The sequence below is a fragment of the Nocardia sp. NPDC020380 genome (genome assembly GCF_044386975.1).
Taxonomy (GTDB): domain Bacteria; phylum Actinomycetota; class Actinomycetes; order Mycobacteriales; family Mycobacteriaceae; genus Nocardia.
On record NZ_JBIRVQ010000011.1, the window covers coordinates 133,493 to 152,008 of the forward strand.

The window sequence follows — 18,516 nt, forward strand, 5'->3', positions numbered from 1 at the left end:
TTGTTGCACTGTAATCATCGCGCTTCCATGGACTTCTGCGGCACCGCGCCGCGGCATCGTTGCGAACAGGGAGTTCGAAATCCCATGAAGGTCATTACTTTCGACCGTTTCAAGCCCGGGGTCACCATGGAGACCATCACCCCGTTCCTGCCCGAGGAGGTCGCCAATGTGTGGCGGCTGTGGAAGGCCGGCATCGTCCGCGAGAACTACGCACGCGCCGACGAGCCCGGCGTGGTGATCGTCTTCGAGGTCGACAGCGTGGCCGAGGCCAAACGCTATGTCGACGATTTCCCGCTCACCAAGAAGGGCTTCCTGGAATGGACCTACGTCCCGGTGATGGCGCCCCTGCCGATCGAGGCGCTCATGGACCCGTCCGTCGACGTCGCCGAGCCCTACGACCGGACCCGGTGACGCGGCCATGCGATTCGCGCACGGCCTGAGGATCCCGCAAACCGTGGAGGACGCCTGCGATCCGTCACGCATGGCGCTGCTCATCTACGACATGCAAGCCGGAATCGTGCAGCAGCTACCGGACGGCGACCGCATCGTCGCCGCCTGCGTGCGATTGCGGGAAGCCGCGCGAGCCAACGGTTTCCGCGTCTTCTACACCCGGCACATGTCACTCCCGCCGGCCGCGGCGGGCGCGGCGCAATTGCGCACCGCCATGGAATGGCAGCACGTCGACGACCCGGCATCGATCGTCGCCGCCTTCCCGCAGGGCTCGCCGCAATACCAGCTGGTCCCCGAGCTCACGCCCGGCCCCGACGAGGTGGTCTTCGACAAGATCACCATGTCGGCCTTCGCCGCCACCCCGCTCGATATCGCCCTGCGCGACTTGGGCATCGGCAGTTTCGCCATCGCGGGCATCGCCATGGAGGTCGGCATCGAACCCACCGTGCGCCACGCCACCGACCTGGGCTACCTGCCCATCATGGTCACCGACGCCTGCGGCGCGGGCCATCCGGAGGCTGCCGAACGTTCCCACGCCGCACTGGCTTTCGCCGGTGGCTCGCGCACCACCGACACCGCCGCCCTCACCAAACTGATGGCGCCGGGCTGATCCGTCAGGCCGACGGGAAATTCCGGCGCAGCAGCGCCAGCAGATCCTCGATGTGCCGGTGATACCCGGCCTCCTGATAGGCCGGCGTATCCCGCATCGTGAACCCGTGCTGCGCATCGGGATACACGACGGAGGTGAAGGTGACGCCCGCCTCGGTGAGCGCCTTCTCGAAACGCTCGATCGCCTCGGCGTCCATGGACGAATCATTGTCGGCGTGCGCCGCCAGCACCTCCGCGCTGATGCCGTCGGCCTGGTGATGCGGGCTGTCCGGCAGGTCGTCGGCGGCCAGGCGCCCACCGTGGAAGCTGGCCGCCGCCGCGATCCGATCACCGAATTCCGTTGCGACGCGCAGCGCCAGCCGCCCGCCCATGCAGTAGCCGAGGGTCGCGTAGGGCGCGGGCGCGACCAGCGGTGACGCGTCCAGCCAGGCCAGGTAGCCACCCGCGTCCCGCATGGCCGCCTCCGGCGTGAGCTGTTCCCGCGCCGGCCCCAGCGCGGTGAAGAAGGCGGTGTGCGACTTGTCGAAGTCGACCTCCGGCGCGTCCGCCAGCGACCAGGTGCGATAGAAGACATTCGGTGCGATCACAGTGAACCCCTGCGCCGCAATGGTTTTCACGATCTCACCCAGCCACGGCCGCACACCGTACGCGTCCATGTAGAGCAGGACGCCGGGGTGCGCGGCGCCGTCGTCGGGATGGGCCAGATAAGCCTCTGCCGTGCCGTCGGAAAGTACGATCTCGATGGTGTCGAATGCAACGGATGCGCTCATCCCTGCTGGTTACCACACGGCGCTATTGCCCGGCCTGTGAGGCCGCCGCATGCTCGCCGAGATCGGCGAGCGACAGCAGGTTCTTGGGCGGAGAATCCCGGATCACCGTCGAATCGACCCGGCGATCGGCGCCCACATGCAGGAGTTCACCGCTCCCGAACTCACGCCAGCCCGGATCGGAGTCCATCCGCTCACTGGCGATCACCACGGCGGGATGGTCGGCCAGCGCGCCACTTCGGGCCTGAATGCCACGGCGGCCGGTGTGCTCCAGCGTGCTGCCGCCATCGGCACCGCCCGCAGGACGCTCGAGAACGTAGAGAGGATGCGTATCGGGGTAGCGAAGAGCCCAGAGTTCCGTGGCAGTGGTGAGAATGAGGTTGAGCGCGTAGATGGGCAGGTTGTCGGCGGCCCAGCCCACGGCGTCGGCGATACCGGCGGAGACATCACCCTGCCGGCTGTCGATGCACTGGGTGATGAGAGCGAAGAAGCGTTCGGAGTCCGTATCGCCGTGCACCAGCCCGAGGTAGCTGCCCAGCTCTTTCTCCAGGTCATCGAGGCCGTGCAGTACTCCGTTGTGCGCGAACAGCCGCCGATGCTGCTCGAAGGGATGCGTATTGCGCACCTCCAGCCCACCGGTCGAGGCGTAGCGGACATGCGCGATGAACGTCGTGGACTCACGTTCACGAGCCTCACGCGCGAACTGCTCATCCTGATACGCCGCTACCGGCTGCTTCTCCACCACCGGCACACCGTCCGCGGTGAAGGTGCCCAGCCCGACACCGTCCGGTTCGCGGCGGCTCTGTTCCGAGAGGCTGTCCGGCGCATCCAGCAGCCAGAAGGTGGCCCGCACCCGATACGGTGCGGCCGACAGTCCGAACAAGCGACACATGGGCACTCCTACCCGAGCCGTCCGTCCCCCGGAAGCCAGGGTAGCGGCCCACGCGCCCGGTCGTGCTCAGCCGATGGTGAATTCGCCCGAAGTACCCGTGAAACGGGTCAGCGTGCCACCCGCGTCCCGGCTGTCGCCGGTGTATTGGATGCGATAACGCCCGGCGGCCGCACCGTCCGGCACGGTCCACTGGATGCGCACGATCGAGGCCGCGGGCTGGCCGTCCGGCCGCGACCAGTGCAGCTCGGTACACCAGTCGTTATCGTCGTAAAGCCGCTTCCAATCCCCGCCCGCGGCCTGCTGTACCTCGAAATACGTTCCGCCGGTGTGGAAGTCATTGTTGGGATGCGCGCCCGCGAACTCCACGGCCACTGTCTGACCGCTGCCGTAGCTCGCGCCCGGCGGGGTCACCACATCACCGAACGCGTGCCCGGCCGCGGGCACGTCCGGGGGTACGGCGGGCAGGAAGTCCGGCTGCAGCCCCGAGGTCCAGTCCAGCGGCGCGGGCCCGCGGCCGAGATCGGTGCGCGCCGCCAAAGCCCGTGCCAGCCGGTCGAATTCCTGCATGTAGGCGGAGAGCGTCCAGCGCCCGTACAGCGTCTCGCCGCCCTCGTACTGCTGGGAGACGTACTCCTCGGGCGTGGTCACATAGCCGCTGTAGCCATTGGAGTATCCCTGCAGCAGCACGTTCTCGACATTCACGCCCAGCGCGCGAGCCACCAGCCGCCGGATCCGCAGACCCGACACGATGGTGTACTCGGCCGGCCCGGAGGCCAGCACGATCTCGCCGATGCGCATGATCTGGATCGGCAGCACCTGCGGATTCCACGGCCGCGGCGGCAGCGTACCCAGCGGCGCCACGATCAGCTTGGGCGCCTGCACATCCCGCATCCACTGCTCGATCGGCCCATTGATGCCGCCGAGCGCCGCCACCAGCGGATTGGTGTCACCTTCCTGCAGGAAGGGCAACTGAGTGTTCCAGTTGTCCTCCGAACTGGTGGCCGCCGCGGAAGCACCCATCATGGCGGGCGAGGTCCGGGCGGGCTTCCCGTCGGGCGTGTAGTCGCCGTCGATGGCCGTATCGGCCATGTTCACATAGCGCAGCACGGAGTCCACGCCGCCGCTGCGCATGGGCCGCGCGGAGTCGTAAGCCGCACGGGCAGCCTGGAATTGGCGTTCGCCGATGATCGCGCAGTTGGCGCGATCGTCCTCGGTGGGACCGCTGGGATGCCACGGGATCACGTTCAGGTTGGGCGTCATATCGCCCGCATTGGTCTGCGCGAAGGCAGCCACGAAGCCCGGCGGGCCGTCCTGATACCGCACGCCGTTCTCGTCGTGCTCCCAGCGATAGCTGGCGTAGCCCTTGTTGTCGGCGGAGATCAGGGTATTGCGGTCGGTGAGCGAGGTGCCGTGGGTGGCGAACCAGGTGATGGCCCCGATATCCCTGCCGCCCTGGCGCAGTCGCAGCACGGTCAGCATGGGGTCGATGGCTTCCGGGAACTCGGCCTTGTCCTCGGGCGGGTTCAGGTCGAAGGCCACCTTGGAGCGGTTGGCGCTGGCATCGTGCAGTTCCCCGGTGCCGACGAGCAGCGTGCCCGGGGCGAGCCGGTCGTGCGCGGCGGCAATGGCATTCACGATGCCGTTCACCTCGGCGTCGTGCGAGTTCTGCTGGAAACCGTAGGCGGCCAGCGAATACGCGTACTCGCGCGCGGTGCCGCCGCACGAGTTGTGATTGTGGGTGGCGTTGATATTGACGTTGCGCTCGGTGTACAGATCGCCGAAACGCTGCGCGAGCTGCTGCATCACCGCCAGATGCACGGACTGGAAGAGGCAGGCGATATCGGCGGACGCGAAGACGACGCGGTCGCCGGTGGCGCGGTCCACGATGATGTACGCGCGCACCCAGGTCCGCATGAGCAGTCCGGTGGCGACCTGATCGAGCTCGGAGTAGCCCATCATGCCCTGCCCGGCGGGGGCGCCGGTGGCATCGGCCATGCCGCAGCCGACCAGGTAACCCTGGCCGTCCGCGTCCCGCCGCAGGGGTTGTCCCGCAGCGGGACTCGCCAGGGCCGCACCTGCCGCCGCGGTCACCGCACCGGCCGCGAGCGTCACGCCCGCGGCGCCGGCCAGCATCGATCGCCGGGATACCGTCACATCTGGCTCCTTCAACCCTTTGACACCGGAGTGACACGCGTTACAAACGCGTTCCGCGAAGACTATTGGTCAAATGACCATTTGGCTAGACGGACGCGCAAAATTAACCACGCGGTGACAGGTCGAACGATATCCAGGCCGGTCGGCGAACCCCCGTCACCAGCGCCGCAACACGCCCAGCGCCGTGGTGGCGAGATGATTCTGCAGGAACGGGCCGAAACTCACCCGCGCCACACCCAATTCGGCGAGCCGGGCACGATCCCCGTTCTCGGGCATGGAGACGATATTGACCGGCAGCGGCAACTCCGTGGTCAACCGCCGCACCGCGGCCTCCTCGAGCCGCCCGATCGGATACAGCACATCCGCACCCGCCGCGGCCGCCAACCGCAATCGCGCCACCGCCCGATCCACCCGATCGGCCGCCTCACCGTCCTGACGCAGGAACAGATCGGTGCGCGCGTTCAACACCAGCGGCACCCCCGAAGCATCGATGGCACTGCGCAATCCGGCGATGAAATCCGCATGCTCTTGCGGCTCCCGCAACCGGCCAGCCTCGGCATGCACCGTGTCCTCGATATTGAATCCGACCGCGCCCGCTTCCAGCACGCCGTCGACGATCTTCGCGGCATCGGCGCCGTACCCCGACTCCAGATCCACCGACACCGGAATATCCACGGCCGCCGTGATTTCCCGGACCCGCGCCAGCACCTGACCGAGCGCCATCCCCTCCCGATCCGTGGACCCGACCGACGCCGCCAGCGGATGACTGCCGATCGTCAGCCCGGCGAACCCGGCCTGCCGCACCAGATCCGCCGACCAGGCATCCCAGACGGTCGGCAGGATCACCGGATCACCCGGTCGGTGCAGGTTCTTGAAAAGCGCGGCCTTGTCGGCGAGAGAGGTCATGGCCATATCCCTTCGGATGAATTGCTCAGGTGGAGAAGAAGAAATGCTCAGGCGAGAAAGCCGGTCCGCCAGCTGGCGTGGACCGGAGCCCAGCCCAGCGAGCGAGCCAGCGCATTGGTGGCCCCGCGCTCCCAGTCCGCGCGGCCGGAAGCCGGTGCGGGCGTAGGCGCGCCGACGGCAGCGGCAAACGCGGGCACCCACTCCCGGCCCGGGGCCGGTTCGTCATCGACGATATTGACCGTGCCCGTGGGCCATTCGAGGGCGGCGATCGTGGCGCGGGCGGCGTCCTCCACGTGCACGAAGGACGCGACGGCATCATTGGGGACCAGCCCGGACATGAAGGCGGCAGCCGGATTTCCGGTATCGCCGCGCAATACCTCGGCCGCCACACCCGTGCGGTGGTACCAGGTGCCCGGCCCGTACAGGAAGCCGTACCGCAACACCACATGCCGATCAATCTCGGCGACCGCCTCTTCGAGCGCGTGCACGCTGCCGACGGTCGCCCCGCGCGGCTCGGCCGCGGCCAATTCCAAAGGCGTCGACTCATCGGCCGGCCCGTCACCCGGCTGGTACACCCACGAGATCGACTGCGCGATCATCCGCCCCACACCCGCCCGCTTCGCCGCATCCACCAGATGCCGCGTCCCGACCCGGCGAATCCGACCGTTGTCCGCGGACACGCCACCGCTCAACGCGGTCAGCTGATGAATCACCACGTCCGGCGCCGCGGCCACCACCGCATCGACCACCGCGTCGGCATCGAAGATGTCCAGCCGCACGGCCTCGGCGCCTTGCGCCCGCACCCGCTCGATGCCCTGCGGGGTGCGGGAAGTCCCGGTCACCTGGTGCCCGGCCGCAACCAACTGCTCGACCAAGGGATGACCGATAGCGCCGGTCGCACCCGCCACGAACACCCGCATGATAACTCCTCACTCCTGAATCTCTTGTCCTGGAATCGAATTCGCCGCACACCCCGCCCGGCGCGGCGCCTCGTTCGCCAATGACGTTAGCCGACGAATAGTCCAATAGAATGGTCCACTTCGAGGCCGATAGATTGGACCACTTTCATGGCCGACCCGCGCCCGCCCCTGGGCCCCGAGCTACTGCTCGAACTCCCCGCCCGCGGCAGCCGCCGCCGCGCCCTGGAAGAGGCCCTGCGCACAGCCATCCGCGACGGCCGCCTCCTCACCGGCACCCGCCTACCCTCGACCCGCGACCTGGCCACCCAACTCGGCCTCTCCCGCGGCACCGTCACCGCCGCCTACGAACAGCTGGTCGCCGAAGGCTGGCTCACCGCCCGCCACGGTGCGGGCACCACGGTCGCCGGCAGCACGGCCACCGCCACCGCCACCGCCACCGCCACGAGCGTCGGGCTCACCACCGCCGCCGGCCACGTCGCGAGCACGGTTCCCAGGGGCACCGCGGTGAATCGCCGCACCGAAAACGGCGATAGCGCTGCGGGAACAGCCGTCGCCGCAGGGCGCGGGAGCAATGCGCACCGCGAGATCGCCGCGCGAACCGAGGTCGCCGGGGACGTCACTGGAGACCGGGCCAGTCACTCCCCGACTGCTGGGCGCGAGACAACGGCAGACCGAAGCGCCGCGGCGCACACCACGACAGCCGAGAACAGCGCGACGAACGGACACACAGCAGTGACCGGGCGCAGTGCGGCATCCGGTGTTCCGTGGGGTTCGCGAGGTGCGAGTTCGGGGGCGCCTGTCGATGTGCGGTTCGATCTGCGTTCCGGTCGGCCTGATACGCAGGCGTTTCCGCGGAATGCGTGGGCGCGGGCCATGCGGTTGGCATTGCGGGATGCGCCCGGGGAGGCGTTCGGGTTCGGGGATCCGCGGGGGCGGATCGAGCTGCGGAGCACGCTGGCCGCGTATCTGGGCAGGTCGCGTGGGGTGCGGGTGGATCCGGAAAACCTCGTCATCTGTTCGGGATACACGCAGGGGCTGGGGTTGCTGGTGGAGGCGTTCACCGAGCTCGGGCTGACCACCGTCGGGATGGAGGATCCGTCCATCCCGGATCATGTCGAGCTGGCGGCCGCGCGAATGCGGGTTGCCGATGTACCGCTCGATGATTCGGGGCTGTCGATCGAGGCGCTCTGCGCGTCGGCGGCCGAGATCGCGGTGTGCACGCCGTCGCATCAGTTCCCGATCGGGGTGGCCATGCAGCCGGAGCGGCGGGCCGCACTCCTGGACTGGGCCGAGGAGCGGGGCGGCCGGATCGTGGAGGACGACTACGACGGGGAATTCCGCTACGACCGGAAACCCATTGCCGCGCTGCAATCCCGGCGGCCCGACCGCATCGTCTACGTGGGCTCCACGTCCAAGACCATCGGCCCGGCGGTGCGGCTGGGCTGGATCGCCTGTCCCCCGGCGCTCCTCGAACCGGTCCTCGCGGCCAAGATCCGCAGCCGCGACTGGCGGCACCTGGATCAGCTGGCTTTCGCGCACCTCATCGACACCGGCGACTACGACCGGCACCTGCGCACCGTCCGGCGCAGTTACCACCACCGTAGAGATCTGCTCGTCGCCGCGATTCGGAATACGCTGCCGCACAGCAGGATCCGCGGCATCGACGCCGGTCTGCACGCCATCCTGGAACTGCCCGCCGGACTCGGCGAACAGGAGGCTCTGGCCGAGTTGCGGCGGTCGGCGGTCCGCGCTCAACCGCTGGGCGACTACCTGCGCGGCGATCGAACGCACTATCCGCCGGCGCTGGTGATCGGATACGGAACCCCGCCCGAGCGCCTCTACCCGGAGGCCCTCGAAGCGCTGCTCGGCACGCTCGCGCGAATCACGGGAGCCAAGTGAGCAATTCCACAATCGGGCGTCGACCCTGGGGTACGGCCGTCGGCGAGTGCGCGGCCGCCGGGTCCGGATAACCGAGGGCAATCGCGTGCCGGGGCAGCCAGCCCGCGTCGAGGCCCAGCAATTCGGCCGCGCGGGTGACGTTCCCGGCGGGGTGCAGGGTGGTCGGGCAGCTGCCGAGGCCGTGCGCGGCGGCGGTCAGGCAGACGGATTGAGTGAGCCGGCCCATATCGAATTCGGTGTCGGAGAACCCGTTGTCGCGCGAGGCCAGCACCAGGACCAGCGGTGCGGTGGCGAGATGGACGGCGTAACTGCCGAGACCGGACAAGGCTTTACGTACCTGCGGGTTTGTTACCGCGACGAAGTGCCAGGGCTGGCGGTTGCGGGCCGATCCGGTCCAGCGGGCCGCGTCGACAATGCGCTCCAGCACCGGCCGCGGGACCTCGTCCGGCAGGAAGTGCCGGACCGCGCGCAGTCCCCGAATCGCCTCGTTCACCCGGCGACCCTATCGCGACCGCTCGGGGCCGATCTTGCCCGTGACCGGCAGGCCTATGCAGGATGCCGGAGGTTTGCTCGCAGACCCCCGAACTTAGGTATGTAAACCCTTGCTACGCAATGGGTTACCTCACTTCGGTGAGCCTTCCATTGCTGGTGGAGCGCGTTTATAAACGTTACCGTTCCGCACATGAGCGTCGATCTGACCACTCCGGGTAGCACACTGCCCGCACCGCGCGAGCATGCCGGCGAACCGCACCTGACGCATACCTCGGTGCGGCTCAACTGGTTACGGGCGGCCGTACTCGGCGCCAATGACGGCATCGTCTCGGTGGCGGGCATCGTGGTCGGCGTCGCCGCCGCGACCACCGCGCGCGGCCCGATCCTCACCGCGGGCATCGCGGGCCTGGTGGCCGGCGCGGTCTCGATGGCGCTCGGCGAATACGTGTCGGTCAGCACCCAGCGCGACAGCGAACGCTCCCTGCTCGAAACCGAACGCCGTGAACTGCTGGAACAGCCCGAGGCGGAACTGGCCGAACTGGCCGAGATCTATCGGGCCAAGGGCCTCTCCGCCGATACCGCGCTGCTGGTGGCCGAGGAGCTCACCGCGCACGACGCCTTCGCCGCGCACGCCGAGGCCGAATTGGGCATCGACCCGGACGAACTCACCAATCCCTGGCACGCGGCCCTCTCGTCGGCCATCTCCTTCACCCTGGGCGCGCTGCTGCCGCTGCTGGCCATCCTGCTGCCGAGCCCGTCGCTGCGGGTGCCGATCGCCTTCGGCGCGGTGGTAGTGGCGCTGGCCGTCACCGGTTTCGGCGGTGCGGTGCTGGGTGGCGCGCCGCGGCTGCGCGCCACCGCGCGGGTGGCGCTCGGCGGTGCGCTGGCCATGGCAGTCACCTACGGCATCGGGCATCTGGTGGGCTTGGCGATCTGAAGGCGTTCGGCGGGCTGAACCGCGGCGGCGTGCACGACGCTCGGCAGCACCGAATCCGGTAGCAGCAGAGCCGCACCCACCAGTATCGCGACCGCCCCGAGCCGCAGGATCATCCCGTGTCCAGCTGTCACGCTCCGAACCTGCCACGGAACAAAACGATTCACCCGGATTGCCGTCGGCGCGCCGGGTGAACGATTCACAGGAATCGCACGGGTGATTCTGGCCCCGTGCACGGGCAATACCCGTTGACTGGTCATGTGCTGGTCGGCAGCACATGACACCCCACTGCGAGGAGTCAGGCCGTGGACACTGAAGCGGCAATCGTCATACCGCCCAGCGCGTTCGCCACTCTGGTCGCCGATTCGGCGACCCGGCGCGGCTCGCGGTCGCTCAATGCCGATGCGGTGGCCACCCGCACCGATCCGGCATCGGGCCGCGTCGCCTTCGCGGTCGCGGACGGCATCGGCGATCACCTGCTGGCGGCCCGGGCCGCACGGGTCGCGGCGGCCGCCGCCGCACTGGCCGCCACCCGCCAGGGCGCCCGCGCCGGAATCCTTGCGGCGCAACAGCAATTGCTGCACGAGTTCCCGGAACCCCAGGCCGACTGCGTCCTGGTGGTCGCGGTACTGCCCGGGCCCGGACTCCCCGATCTCCCCACCGATATCGCCTGGGTCGGCGACTGCCGCGCCTACCGGTGGAACGACCGCATGCTGCACCAGATCACCAGCGATCACACCGTCGCCGAATACCTGCGCGCCCGCGGCATCCAGGCCGCGCCCCGGCTCAGCCACGTGGTCACCACCTCGGTCCGCACCGTGCAACCCGAGGCCGTCGGCCACGCCGCCACCGGATCCAGTCACGGCCGGTTGCTGCTCTGCACCGACGGCGCCCACAAACCGCTCACCATGCCGGCCATCAAGCACGCCCTGTCGCGGGCCGCCACCCCGGCCATCGCGGCGAACCTCCTGGTGGACAGCGCCTTACGCGCCGGCGGCTCCGACAACTCCACCGCCATCGTGATCGACCGGCACTGACCCGTCCAGCTGCTTGGCGAAGCAGTTGGACAGCGGCAGACTCTCGTACGGCGAGAAGAGCGGAATGCGGTGGTAGCCGCTGCGCTCGTAGAACCGCACCGCCTCGGGCTGCAGGTGCCCGGTCTGCAGGATCACCCGCGGCGCACCGACTTCCCGCGCGGCGTCCTCGGCGGCGGACAACAGCAACCCGGCCACCCCGGTCCCCCGATACTGCGGGCGCACGAACATGCGCTTCACTTCGATCGCACCGGCATTCCATCGGATCGCCACGTGCCCGGCCGGTCCGGACACATAGGCCACGAACGTCCGCACCACCGTCTCCGCCGCGACGACCTGCGGGTTGTCCGGTAGCGAGCGCAGCAGCTCGGCATACCGCGGACGGACTTCGGCGGTCATCTCATCGCGCGGCAGCACCGCATCCGGGTGCTCCCAGTCGACTACCGCCACCGTCGCCTCGAGTTCGGCGCGCGCACTGGTCATGAGCGGCACGCTAACCACGGACCGGCCGCTGCGAACCGGTTGCGCTCACCGAGATCATTTCCCGAAGGCTCAGCGCGGCACGGTCACCGGGTCGGTGCAGCTGGCGGGCGCGTCGACGAACGAGCACGCCTTGGGGTCGCGAGTGGGCCGGTAGTCGGCGGGGACACCGCCGTCATGGGTGATGGCCGTGTAGGCGGGGACCGCGTCGGTGGGCTTGCGGGTCAGCGTGGGATCGGTCAGCACGTCCACCGTGTACAGACCGAATCGCGGTGTGTAGGAACCCCATTCGTAGTTGTCGGTGAGGCTCCAGTAGTTGTAGCCCATGACGTTCATGCCGTCGGCCTTGGCGCGCTGCACCCAGTAGACGGTGTCGCGGAGGTCGTCGGCGCGGGTGTAGCCGTCGGCGCGGGGCTGCCCGTTCTCGGCGGGCATGCCGTTCTCCACGATGTACAGCGGCTTGCCGGGGTACTTGTTCGAATAGTGCTGCAGCGCATAGTAGATGCCCTCCGGCTGCAGCGGGTTCTTCCAGAGGTCCTGACCCGGCACATACAGCCGATCCGAGGACATCCCGTAGTAGTAGTCGATGCCGATGTAGTCCAGCTTCGCGCCGATCTCGTCCAGCAGCGGCCCATCGGCGGCGTCCTCGAAGGCGGGCACATACGCGACATTGCTGGTGACCATCGCACCCGGCTGCACCTGGTGGATGTAGTCGTAGATCTCGTTGTGCGCCTGGGCGATCCGATCCCGCATCACCGTCATCTGCGTCGCGGGCAGCCCGCCGTGGCGGACATCGTTGAGCTGGTACATGAGCGGCTCGTTGAAGGTCACCCACAGCGGGTTGTAGGAGGCGAACCGATCGACGACGGTGCGCGCGTTGGCCACCCAGTCCGCGACCATGCCCGGGTTGTTCCAGCCGCCGCGGTCCGCCTCCCAGCCCGGGAACACCCAGTGGTCGATGGTCAGCATGGGCCGCATGCCGGCCGCGGTGATATCCGAGATCACCTGGTCGTAGAAGCGCAGGCCGTTCTCGTCCCAGACGCCCGGCTGCGGCTGCACCCGCGCCCATTCGATGCCCATCCGGTACACCTTGACGCCCAGCTGTTTCGCCAGCTGGATGTCGGAGCGGAAGTTCGTGAAGAAGTCCACCGAATCCCGGTAGGGGTCCGCCGTCTTCCCGGCCGCGACGTAGCGCGACCAGTTGCTGTCCGGCGCATGCCCTTCGGACTGGAAGCCGGAGGCGGCCACGCCCCACAGGAAGTCGGGACCCAGCGGCTCGATCCGCGCGGGCGGTTCCGGCCGCGCCGAGGCCGGGGTGGCGGCCGTGACGAGGGCGGCCGAGGCGGCCATGACGATCAGGGCGATGGAACGCGGTCGGAATCGCATGCCAAAACCGTACAACACACGGTTTTTGCGTGGGAAGGCGGGCCCACCAGGACGTTTACACTCGATCGGTGGCGAAACGCGGACCGTACGGCAAGGGCATCGAACGACGGGATCAGATCCTGGAAGCCGTGCTGCGCACGATCGCCGAACGCGGCTTCCACGCCACCTCGGTCGCCGAACTCGCCCAGGCGGTCGGCCTCAGCCAGAGCGGACTGCTGCACTACTTCGGGTCGAAGGAGGAAATGTTCGTCGCCGTCCTGCGCAAACGCGACGAGGTGGAACGAGCCATCGTCAAGACGCCGACCGCCGAATCCCTCATCGACCTGATCCGCCGCAATACCGAGGTGCCCGGCCTGATCGAACTCTTCACCCATATGCAGGCCGCGGCGGCCGATCCGGCACACCCCGCCCACGAGTACATGCGCGAGCACTATCAGCGCAGCACCGAGGGCTTCGTCGAGGTCCTGCGCAGCATGCAGGCGGACGGAACCGTCCCCGCCGGAATCGATCCCGAGGCCATGGCCGCCACCTTCCTCGCGCTCAGCGACGGCCTGCAGTCGCGCTGGCTCATCGATCCGAGCATCGATATGACCGCGCATCTGACACTCGCCTGGAGCCGCTTCACCGCTCGGCCGTAGCGCCCGCCTACGCTGCACCCATGGTCGATAGCGAGGTGACGCCCACTGCGCTGGGACCGGACCCGTACGGTTCCCGGCTGCTGGGGCGAGCCGACGAGGGCCCGATCATGCGGCGGGTGCGGACGCAGATATTGCTGACCGTGCCGACCATGGCGGCCAACTTCCTCGGCATCGCCGTGGCCATCGTGCTGATCGCCTGGGTGCTGCCCGGTCCCTCGCTGATGACCCGGGACCTGATCCTGATGGATTTCATCGCCGTCCCCATCTACGGCGGACTGGCCGTCCTGATCGGCCTGGGCTGGGGCACGATCTGGGGACTGCGCACGCTGCGCTGGGCCAACGATCCCGCACACGTGCCCACCGAATCGGAACAGGCTGCCGCCACGGCCATTCCGCGGCGGCTGATGCTGTTGCAGGCCGGGCTCTGGCTCGGCGGGCTGCTGCTGCTCACCCCGTTGTACGGGCTGAGCGATCCGGCCTTCGTGCCGAAGTTCGTGCTGGGCATCGGATTCAGCGCCGTGGTGGTGTGCGCGTACACCTATCTGGTCTCGGAATTCGCGCTGCGCCATGTGACCGCGCGGGTGCTGAATGCCGCGACCTCACGCCGCCGCCGGGGGCTGGGTGTGTTCGGCCGCTCCCTGCTGGTGTGGACGCTCGGCTCCGGGACGCCGGTAGCGCTGCTCATGATCGTGGCGGTGCTGGCGCTGGCCGGTACCGAGGTGAGCCGCGAACGCCTTGCGGTGTGCGTACTTTCGCTGGGCGGCGCCGCGCTGTTGTTCGGCCTGCTGCTGATGGCGCAGACGCTGTCCAGCACCGTCGCGCCGATCCGCGGCGTGCGCAAGGCCATGCGTCGCGTCGAGGACGGCCACCTGGACACCGTGGTCACCGTCTACGACGGCACCGAATTGGGTGAGCTGCAAAGCGGTTTCAACCACATGGTGGAGGGCCTGCGCGAGCGGGAACGGGTGCGCGACCTGTTCGGCCGGCACGTCGGCCACGATGTCGCGGCCGCGGCGCTGAGCGGCGTGCCCGAGCTGGGCGGCGTGGAATGCGATGCGGCGGCGCTGTTCATCGACATCATCGGGTCCACCACCATGACCGCCACCCGGCCCGCGCCCGAGATCGTCGCCATCCTCAACGATTTCTTCGCCATCGTGGTGGACGAGGTGGAGCGATTCGGCGGACTGCTCAACAAGTTCGAGGGCGATGCGGCGCTGGCCGTCTTCGGCACCCCAGCCCCGCTGCCCGACGCCGCGGGTTCCGCGCTGGCCGCCGCCCGCCGCATTCGCAAGCGTTTGTCCGGTGCGGCAATCGCTTTCGATGCCGGTATCGGGGTCGCGGCCGGGCGCGTGGTGGCGGGCAATGTGGGTGCGGACCGCCGCTACGAGTTCACCGTGATCGGTGATGCCGTCAACGAGGCCGCGCGGCTGTGCGAACTGGCCAAGACCGATGAGCTGCGAGTCCTGGCCTCCGCCAACACCATCCAGACCGCCGCGAGTCACGAGCAGCGGCACTGGGAGCTCGGCGAGTCGGTCACCCTGCGGGGACGCGTCCAGCCGACCACGCTGGCCCGCCCGCGGCCGGAGCGGCGGCGCGAGGTCGGCTGAGCCACTGGGCGTTCCGCTATTCGGCGTCGCCGAGCAGTACTTCCAGCAGGTCGTGCAGAGTCTTGCGCTGCTCGGGCGTCAGCGCCGAGAACAGCTCCGAGGCCGCGGCCCGCCGGGCGTCGGCCATGCTCGCCAGCACCTTGTGGCCGGCCTCGGTCGGGGTCACCAGGGTGGAGCGGCGGTTGGCCGGGTCGGGGGCGCGGGTGACGAGGTCGGCGGCGGCGAGGGCGTCGACGACGGTGGTGGCGGACCGCGGGACGATGCCGAGGTGCTCGGCCAGGACGGACATGGTCAGCGGTTCGGGGGCGCGGCCGATGATGCGCAGCGCGCGGGCCTGAGCGGGGGTGAGGCCCAGGGGCGCGAGGCGGGAGACCTGGTTACCGCGGATGCGCTTGCTGGTGCGCAGGAACAGGTCGGGTAGGTCGTCATCGGGGATGCTCGCCATGATTCTGAGCATAACTCATTGTTCCGGGAACAATTATGAGTCAGACTCAGTTATGGCGTGTAGTCCCCCGAAAGGAGGCGCCTATGACTTCGCAACAAGCGTCACAGCCTTCGCAGGCACAGACCTCGCATGCAAGACTCCGCCGGATCGTCCGGCTCTTCCACCCGTACCGCGCACAGCTCGCGGGGGTCGCCGCACTGGTCGGACTCTCCTCGATCATCGGCCTGGCCTCGCCGTTCCTGCTGCGCGCGATCCTCGACAACGCACTCCCGCACGGCCGCACCGGCCTGCTGACGCTGCTGGCCGCCGGCATGATCGTGGTGGCCGCGCTCACCGCCGTGTTCAGCGTGCTGCAGACCTATATCTCCACGGCCGTCGGCCAGGAGGTCATGCACGACCTGCGCTCGGCGGTCTACGCCCGGCTGCAGAGCATGCCGCTGTCCTTCTTCACCACCACCCGCACCGGTGAGGTCCAGTCACGCATCGCCAATGACATCGGCGGTATGCAGTCGACGGTCACCTCCACCGCCACCTCGCTGGTCTCCAACTTCACCACGGTCGTCGCGGCCGTGATCGCCATGTTCGCGCTGAACTGGGTGCTCACCCTGGTCTCGCTGACCATGCTGCCGTTCTTCGTGTGGATCAGCCGCCGGGTCGGCACCGAACGCCGCAAGATCACCGGGGAACGGCAGCGCAAGCTGGCCGGCATGTCGGCGATCGTCGAGGAATCGCTGTCGGTGAGCGGCATCCTGCTGTCCCGCACCATGGGCCGCTCCCCCGCCCTCATCGCCGACTTCTCGAACGAATCGCGCGGACTGGTGGATCTGGAGATCCGCTCGAACATGGCCGGCCGCTGGCGGCAGTCGACCATTCAGATCGTCATGGCCGCCATGCCGGCGGTCATCTACTGGGCGGCCGGGCTCACCATGACCAACGGCCACCCCCTGGTGTCCATCGGCACCCTGGTCGCCTTCACCACCCTGCAGACCAGCCTGCTGCGGCCCACCGTGCAGCTGCTGTCCACCGGCGTGGACATGCAGAGTTCCCTCGCCCTGTTCGACCGCATCTTCGAATACCTCGATCTGCGACCGGATATCGAGGAACCGGCGCTGCCGGTATCGCACCCGGCCGCCGAGGCGAACGGTGAAGTCCGCTTCGAGAACGTCGGCTTCTCCTACGATGCCGATCGGAAGGTCTTGAGCGACATCGATATCACCGTCCCGGCCGGGACCAGCCTCGCCATCGTCGGCGAAACCGGTTCGGGCAAGACCACTCTCGGCTATCTGGTGGCGCGGCTCTACGACGTCACCGAGGGCAGGGTCACCATCGACGGCACCGATGTGCGCGACCTGTCCTTCGCGGACCTGTCCGCCAATGTGGGCGTGGTCTCCCAGGAGACCTACCTGTTCCACGCCTCGGTCGCCGAGAACCTCCGCTTCGCCAAACCCGATGCCACGGACGAGGAACTGGTGGCCGCGGCCCGCGCCGCGCAGATCCACGACCACATCGCGAGCCTGCCCGACGGGTACGACACCCTGGTCGGCGAGCGCGGCTACCGGTTCTCCGGCGGCGAGAAGCAGCGGCTCGCGGTGGCGCGCGCCATCCTGCGCAATCCGCCGATCATGGTGCTGGACGAGGCCACCAGCGCCCTGGACACCCGCACCGAACGCGAGGTGCAGGACGCCATCGACGCCCTCTCGCGGGGCCGCACCACCATCACCATCGCGCACCGGCTCTCCACCATCCGCGATGCGGATCAGATCGTGGTGCTGGATCAGGGCCACGTCATGGAACGCGGCACCCACCGGGAACTGCTGGAGCGCAACGGTTACTACGCGGCGCTGCTGGCCCGCGACGAGCTGTTCGATCCGGTCGGCTGAACCGTGGCGCCGGTCGCGCGGCCGAGACCGGCCGCGGCGGCCAGCCGCCGATGCGACTCCAGCCGGGCGGTGCGGTCGAAAGTACTGGTGTGCACCAGGATTTCGTCCGCGCCGGTCCTGGCGATCAGCCCCTCCAGCTCCGGCAGCACGGTTTCCTCGGTGCCGTGGATATGACCGCGCATCGATTCCTCGAAGATCCCCCGCTGCCGCTCGGTCATCGGCTCGCGCTCGATCTGCTCCGGCGAGATCAGCTGCGGGAATTCACCTTTGGTCCGGGAGTAGGCGGCGGACCAGGCCTCGGGCATGAGCAGCCGGCGCGCCTGTGCCGCCGAATCGGCGATGACCACCGAGGTGGACACCATCACGTAGGGTTGCTCGCCCCAAGGGCCGGAACGGAATTCGGTGCGGTACCGCTCGATCGCCTCGATCATCGCCCCCTCACCGGCAATGGCCGCGATCACCAGCGGCAGCCCGAAGGCCGCCGCCCGGGCCGCGCCCGAGCCGGTCGCCAGGAGGAAGGCCGGAATCCGCAGTCCTTCGGCGGGCCAGGCGTGCACACCGTCGCGCCCGCCCGCGAAATAGCCCAGCAACTCGGTCAATTGCGCGTCGAAGTCGTCCGCATCGTCCTTGTCGTGCCCGAGCGCGCGCCGCACACCGCCGGTGAAGCCGACCGAACGCCCCAGTCCCATATCGATCCGCCCCGGATACAACGACTCCAGCACCCCGAACTGCTCGGCCACCACCAGCGGCTGATGATTGGGCAGCATGACCCCGCCGGTCCCGATCCGGATGTGTTCGGTCGCCGCGGCAACGCCCGCCGCGAGTACGGTCGGCGCGGATCCGGCGACGCCGGGCACGCTGTGATGCTCGGACACCCAGAACCGGTGATATCCCCACTGTTCCGCCAGCCGTCCGAATTCGACGGTCTCGCGTAGCGCCTCGGGATGCCCCTGGCCCTGCCGGACCCGGGAGCGATCCAGGATCGAGAAGCGGACGTCCTGCAGCGCGGCACTCATGATCGAT

19 protein-coding genes are annotated in these 18,516 nt (G+C 68.8%); 8 read left to right on the plus strand and 11 right to left on the minus strand.

The genetic code is table 11. The features are described from left to right. Positions 1-84: 84 nt before the first annotated feature. Positions 85-411 carry a hypothetical protein gene (locus ACH438_RS29680; protein ID WP_397011080.1) on the plus strand — a complete coding sequence of 109 codons (327 nt, stop codon included), beginning with the start codon at positions 85-87 and terminating at the stop codon, positions 409-411. Between the two features lie 7 nt (positions 412-418). Further along, positions 419-1,060, plus strand: coding sequence for a cysteine hydrolase (locus ACH438_RS29685; RefSeq protein WP_397011082.1), 642 nt, complete (start codon positions 419-421; stop codon positions 1,058-1,060). Between the two features lie 4 nt (positions 1,061-1,064). On the opposite strand, the gene ACH438_RS29690 is transcribed toward ACH438_RS29685, so the two are convergent. The 5 genes from ACH438_RS29690 to ACH438_RS29710 all read right to left on the minus strand — a co-directional run bounded on the left by ACH438_RS29690 (position 1,065) and on the right by ACH438_RS29710 (position 6,698). Further along, positions 1,065-1,829 (minus strand): dienelactone hydrolase family protein, encoded by a 765-nt coding sequence (locus tag ACH438_RS29690; RefSeq protein WP_397011084.1) that lies wholly within the window; start codon positions 1,827-1,829, stop codon positions 1,065-1,067. Positions 1,830-1,851: 22 nt separating this feature from the next. Continuing rightward, positions 1,852-2,718 (minus strand): class II glutamine amidotransferase, encoded by an 867-nt coding sequence (locus ACH438_RS29695; protein ID WP_397011086.1) that lies wholly within the window; start codon positions 2,716-2,718, stop codon positions 1,852-1,854. 66 nt (positions 2,719-2,784) lie between these two features. Then, on the minus strand, positions 2,785-4,872 hold the full coding sequence (locus ACH438_RS29700) for a neutral/alkaline ceramidase (RefSeq protein WP_397011088.1): 2,088 nt from the start codon (positions 4,870-4,872) through the stop codon (positions 2,785-2,787). A 156-nt stretch (positions 4,873-5,028) separates the two neighbouring features. After that, on the minus strand, positions 5,029-5,778 hold the full coding sequence (locus ACH438_RS29705) for an isocitrate lyase/phosphoenolpyruvate mutase family protein (protein WP_397011090.1): 750 nt from the start codon (positions 5,776-5,778) through the stop codon (positions 5,029-5,031). A gap of 47 nt (positions 5,779-5,825) precedes the next feature. Continuing rightward, positions 5,826-6,698: an NAD-dependent epimerase/dehydratase family protein gene (locus tag ACH438_RS29710; RefSeq protein ID WP_397011092.1), complete on the minus strand. Its 873-nt coding sequence runs from the start codon at positions 6,696-6,698 to the stop codon at positions 5,826-5,828. 147 nt (positions 6,699-6,845) lie between these two features. Here ACH438_RS29710 and ACH438_RS29715 point away from each other — a divergent pair, with 147 nt between their 5' ends. Further along, complete coding sequence (locus ACH438_RS29715; RefSeq protein ID WP_397011094.1) at positions 6,846-8,597, plus strand: PLP-dependent aminotransferase family protein; 1,752 nt, start codon at positions 6,846-6,848, stop codon at positions 8,595-8,597. Here the strand turns inward: ACH438_RS29715 and ACH438_RS29720 are convergent. Further along, complete coding sequence (locus ACH438_RS29720) at positions 8,581-9,090, minus strand: nitroreductase family protein (protein ID WP_397011096.1); 510 nt, start codon at positions 9,088-9,090, stop codon at positions 8,581-8,583. The two genes, ACH438_RS29715 and ACH438_RS29720, sit on opposite strands and share 17 nt — an antisense overlap. A 189-nt stretch (positions 9,091-9,279) precedes the next feature. Between ACH438_RS29720 and ACH438_RS29725 the strand changes: the two genes are divergently transcribed. Further along, positions 9,280-10,026, plus strand: coding sequence for a VIT family protein (locus ACH438_RS29725; protein ID WP_397011098.1), 747 nt, complete (start codon positions 9,280-9,282; stop codon positions 10,024-10,026). Here ACH438_RS29725 and ACH438_RS29730 read toward each other — a convergent pair. Continuing rightward, the gene (locus tag ACH438_RS29730; RefSeq protein ID WP_397011100.1) at positions 9,990-10,157 is read right to left on the minus strand and encodes a hypothetical protein; all 168 of its coding nucleotides are present in this window, start codon (positions 10,155-10,157) and stop codon (positions 9,990-9,992) included. The two genes, ACH438_RS29725 and ACH438_RS29730, sit on opposite strands and share 37 nt — an antisense overlap. 171 nt (positions 10,158-10,328) lie before the next feature. Here ACH438_RS29730 and ACH438_RS29735 point away from each other — a divergent pair, with 171 nt between their 5' ends. Continuing rightward, positions 10,329-11,060, plus strand: a complete 732-nt coding sequence (locus ACH438_RS29735; RefSeq protein ID WP_397011102.1) for a PP2C family protein-serine/threonine phosphatase — start codon at positions 10,329-10,331, stop codon at positions 11,058-11,060. Here the strand turns inward: ACH438_RS29735 and ACH438_RS29740 are convergent. Together ACH438_RS29740 and ACH438_RS29745 are read right to left on the minus strand one after the other, a co-directional pair. Then, positions 11,007-11,540, minus strand: coding sequence for a GNAT family N-acetyltransferase (locus tag ACH438_RS29740; protein WP_397011104.1), 534 nt, complete (start codon positions 11,538-11,540; stop codon positions 11,007-11,009). The two genes, ACH438_RS29735 and ACH438_RS29740, sit on opposite strands and share 54 nt — an antisense overlap. Positions 11,541-11,609: 69 nt before the next feature. Further along, positions 11,610-12,923 carry a family 1 glycosylhydrolase gene (locus tag ACH438_RS29745; RefSeq protein ID WP_397011106.1) on the minus strand — a complete coding sequence of 438 codons (1,314 nt, stop codon included), beginning with the start codon at positions 12,921-12,923 and terminating at the stop codon, positions 11,610-11,612. Between the two features lie 68 nt (positions 12,924-12,991). On the opposite strand from ACH438_RS29745, the gene ACH438_RS29750 reads away from it, so the two are divergent. Both ACH438_RS29750 and ACH438_RS29755 read left to right on the plus strand, forming a co-directional pair. Then, positions 12,992-13,561 carry a TetR/AcrR family transcriptional regulator gene (locus tag ACH438_RS29750; RefSeq protein ID WP_397011108.1) on the plus strand — a complete coding sequence of 190 codons (570 nt, stop codon included), beginning with the start codon at positions 12,992-12,994 and terminating at the stop codon, positions 13,559-13,561. A gap of 20 nt (positions 13,562-13,581) precedes the next feature. Further along, entirely contained in the window at positions 13,582-15,168 is a 1,587-nt protein-coding gene (locus ACH438_RS29755) for an adenylate/guanylate cyclase domain-containing protein (RefSeq protein WP_397011110.1), read from the plus strand. A 16-nt stretch (positions 15,169-15,184) separates the two neighbouring features. Here the strand turns inward: ACH438_RS29755 and ACH438_RS29760 are convergent, their stop codons facing one another. Further along, complete coding sequence (locus ACH438_RS29760; protein WP_397011112.1) at positions 15,185-15,613, minus strand: MarR family winged helix-turn-helix transcriptional regulator; 429 nt, start codon at positions 15,611-15,613, stop codon at positions 15,185-15,187. A gap of 83 nt (positions 15,614-15,696) precedes the next feature. On the opposite strand from ACH438_RS29760, the gene ACH438_RS29765 reads away from it, so the two are divergent. After that, complete coding sequence (locus ACH438_RS29765; RefSeq protein ID WP_397011114.1) at positions 15,697-17,493, plus strand: ABC transporter ATP-binding protein; 1,797 nt, start codon at positions 15,697-15,699, stop codon at positions 17,491-17,493. On the opposite strand, the gene ACH438_RS29770 is transcribed toward ACH438_RS29765, so the two are convergent. Further along, positions 17,445-18,509: an LLM class flavin-dependent oxidoreductase gene (locus ACH438_RS29770; RefSeq protein ID WP_397011116.1), complete on the minus strand. Its 1,065-nt coding sequence runs from the start codon at positions 18,507-18,509 to the stop codon at positions 17,445-17,447. The two genes, ACH438_RS29765 and ACH438_RS29770, sit on opposite strands and share 49 nt — an antisense overlap. Positions 18,510-18,516: the final 7 nt, after the last annotated feature.

Excerpts from the sequence above, each read along its gene's own strand:
- ACH438_RS29685 (WP_397011082.1), top strand. The coding sequence starts at position 419 with ATGCGATTCGCGCACGGCCTGAGGATCCCGCAAACCGTGGAGGACGCC.
- ACH438_RS29715 (WP_397011094.1), top strand. The coding sequence starts at position 6,846 with ATGGCCGACCCGCGCCCGCCCCTGGGCCCCGAGCTACTGCTCGAACTC.
- ACH438_RS29725 (WP_397011098.1), top strand. The coding sequence starts at position 9,280 with ATGAGCGTCGATCTGACCACTCCGGGTAGCACACTGCCCGCACCGCGC.
- ACH438_RS29740 (WP_397011104.1), bottom strand. The coding sequence starts at position 11,540 with ATGACCAGTGCGCGCGCCGAACTCGAGGCGACGGTGGCGGTAGTCGAC.
- ACH438_RS29755 (WP_397011110.1), top strand. The coding sequence starts at position 13,582 with ATGGTCGATAGCGAGGTGACGCCCACTGCGCTGGGACCGGACCCGTAC.
- ACH438_RS29705 (WP_397011090.1), bottom strand. The coding sequence starts at position 5,778 with ATGACCTCTCTCGCCGACAAGGCCGCGCTTTTCAAGAACCTGCACCGA.
- ACH438_RS29765 (WP_397011114.1), top strand. The coding sequence starts at position 15,697 with ATGACTTCGCAACAAGCGTCACAGCCTTCGCAGGCACAGACCTCGCAT.
- ACH438_RS29760 (WP_397011112.1), bottom strand. The coding sequence starts at position 15,613 with ATGGCGAGCATCCCCGATGACGACCTACCCGACCTGTTCCTGCGCACC.
- ACH438_RS29710 (WP_397011092.1), bottom strand. The coding sequence starts at position 6,698 with ATGCGGGTGTTCGTGGCGGGTGCGACCGGCGCTATCGGTCATCCCTTG.
- ACH438_RS29680 (WP_397011080.1), top strand. The coding sequence starts at position 85 with ATGAAGGTCATTACTTTCGACCGTTTCAAGCCCGGGGTCACCATGGAG.
- ACH438_RS29695 (WP_397011086.1), bottom strand. The coding sequence starts at position 2,718 with ATGTGTCGCTTGTTCGGACTGTCGGCCGCACCGTATCGGGTGCGGGCC.
- ACH438_RS29770 (WP_397011116.1), bottom strand. The coding sequence starts at position 18,509 with ATGAGTGCCGCGCTGCAGGACGTCCGCTTCTCGATCCTGGATCGCTCC.
- ACH438_RS29745 (WP_397011106.1), bottom strand. The coding sequence starts at position 12,923 with ATGCGATTCCGACCGCGTTCCATCGCCCTGATCGTCATGGCCGCCTCG.
- ACH438_RS29690 (WP_397011084.1), bottom strand. The coding sequence starts at position 1,829 with ATGAGCGCATCCGTTGCATTCGACACCATCGAGATCGTACTTTCCGAC.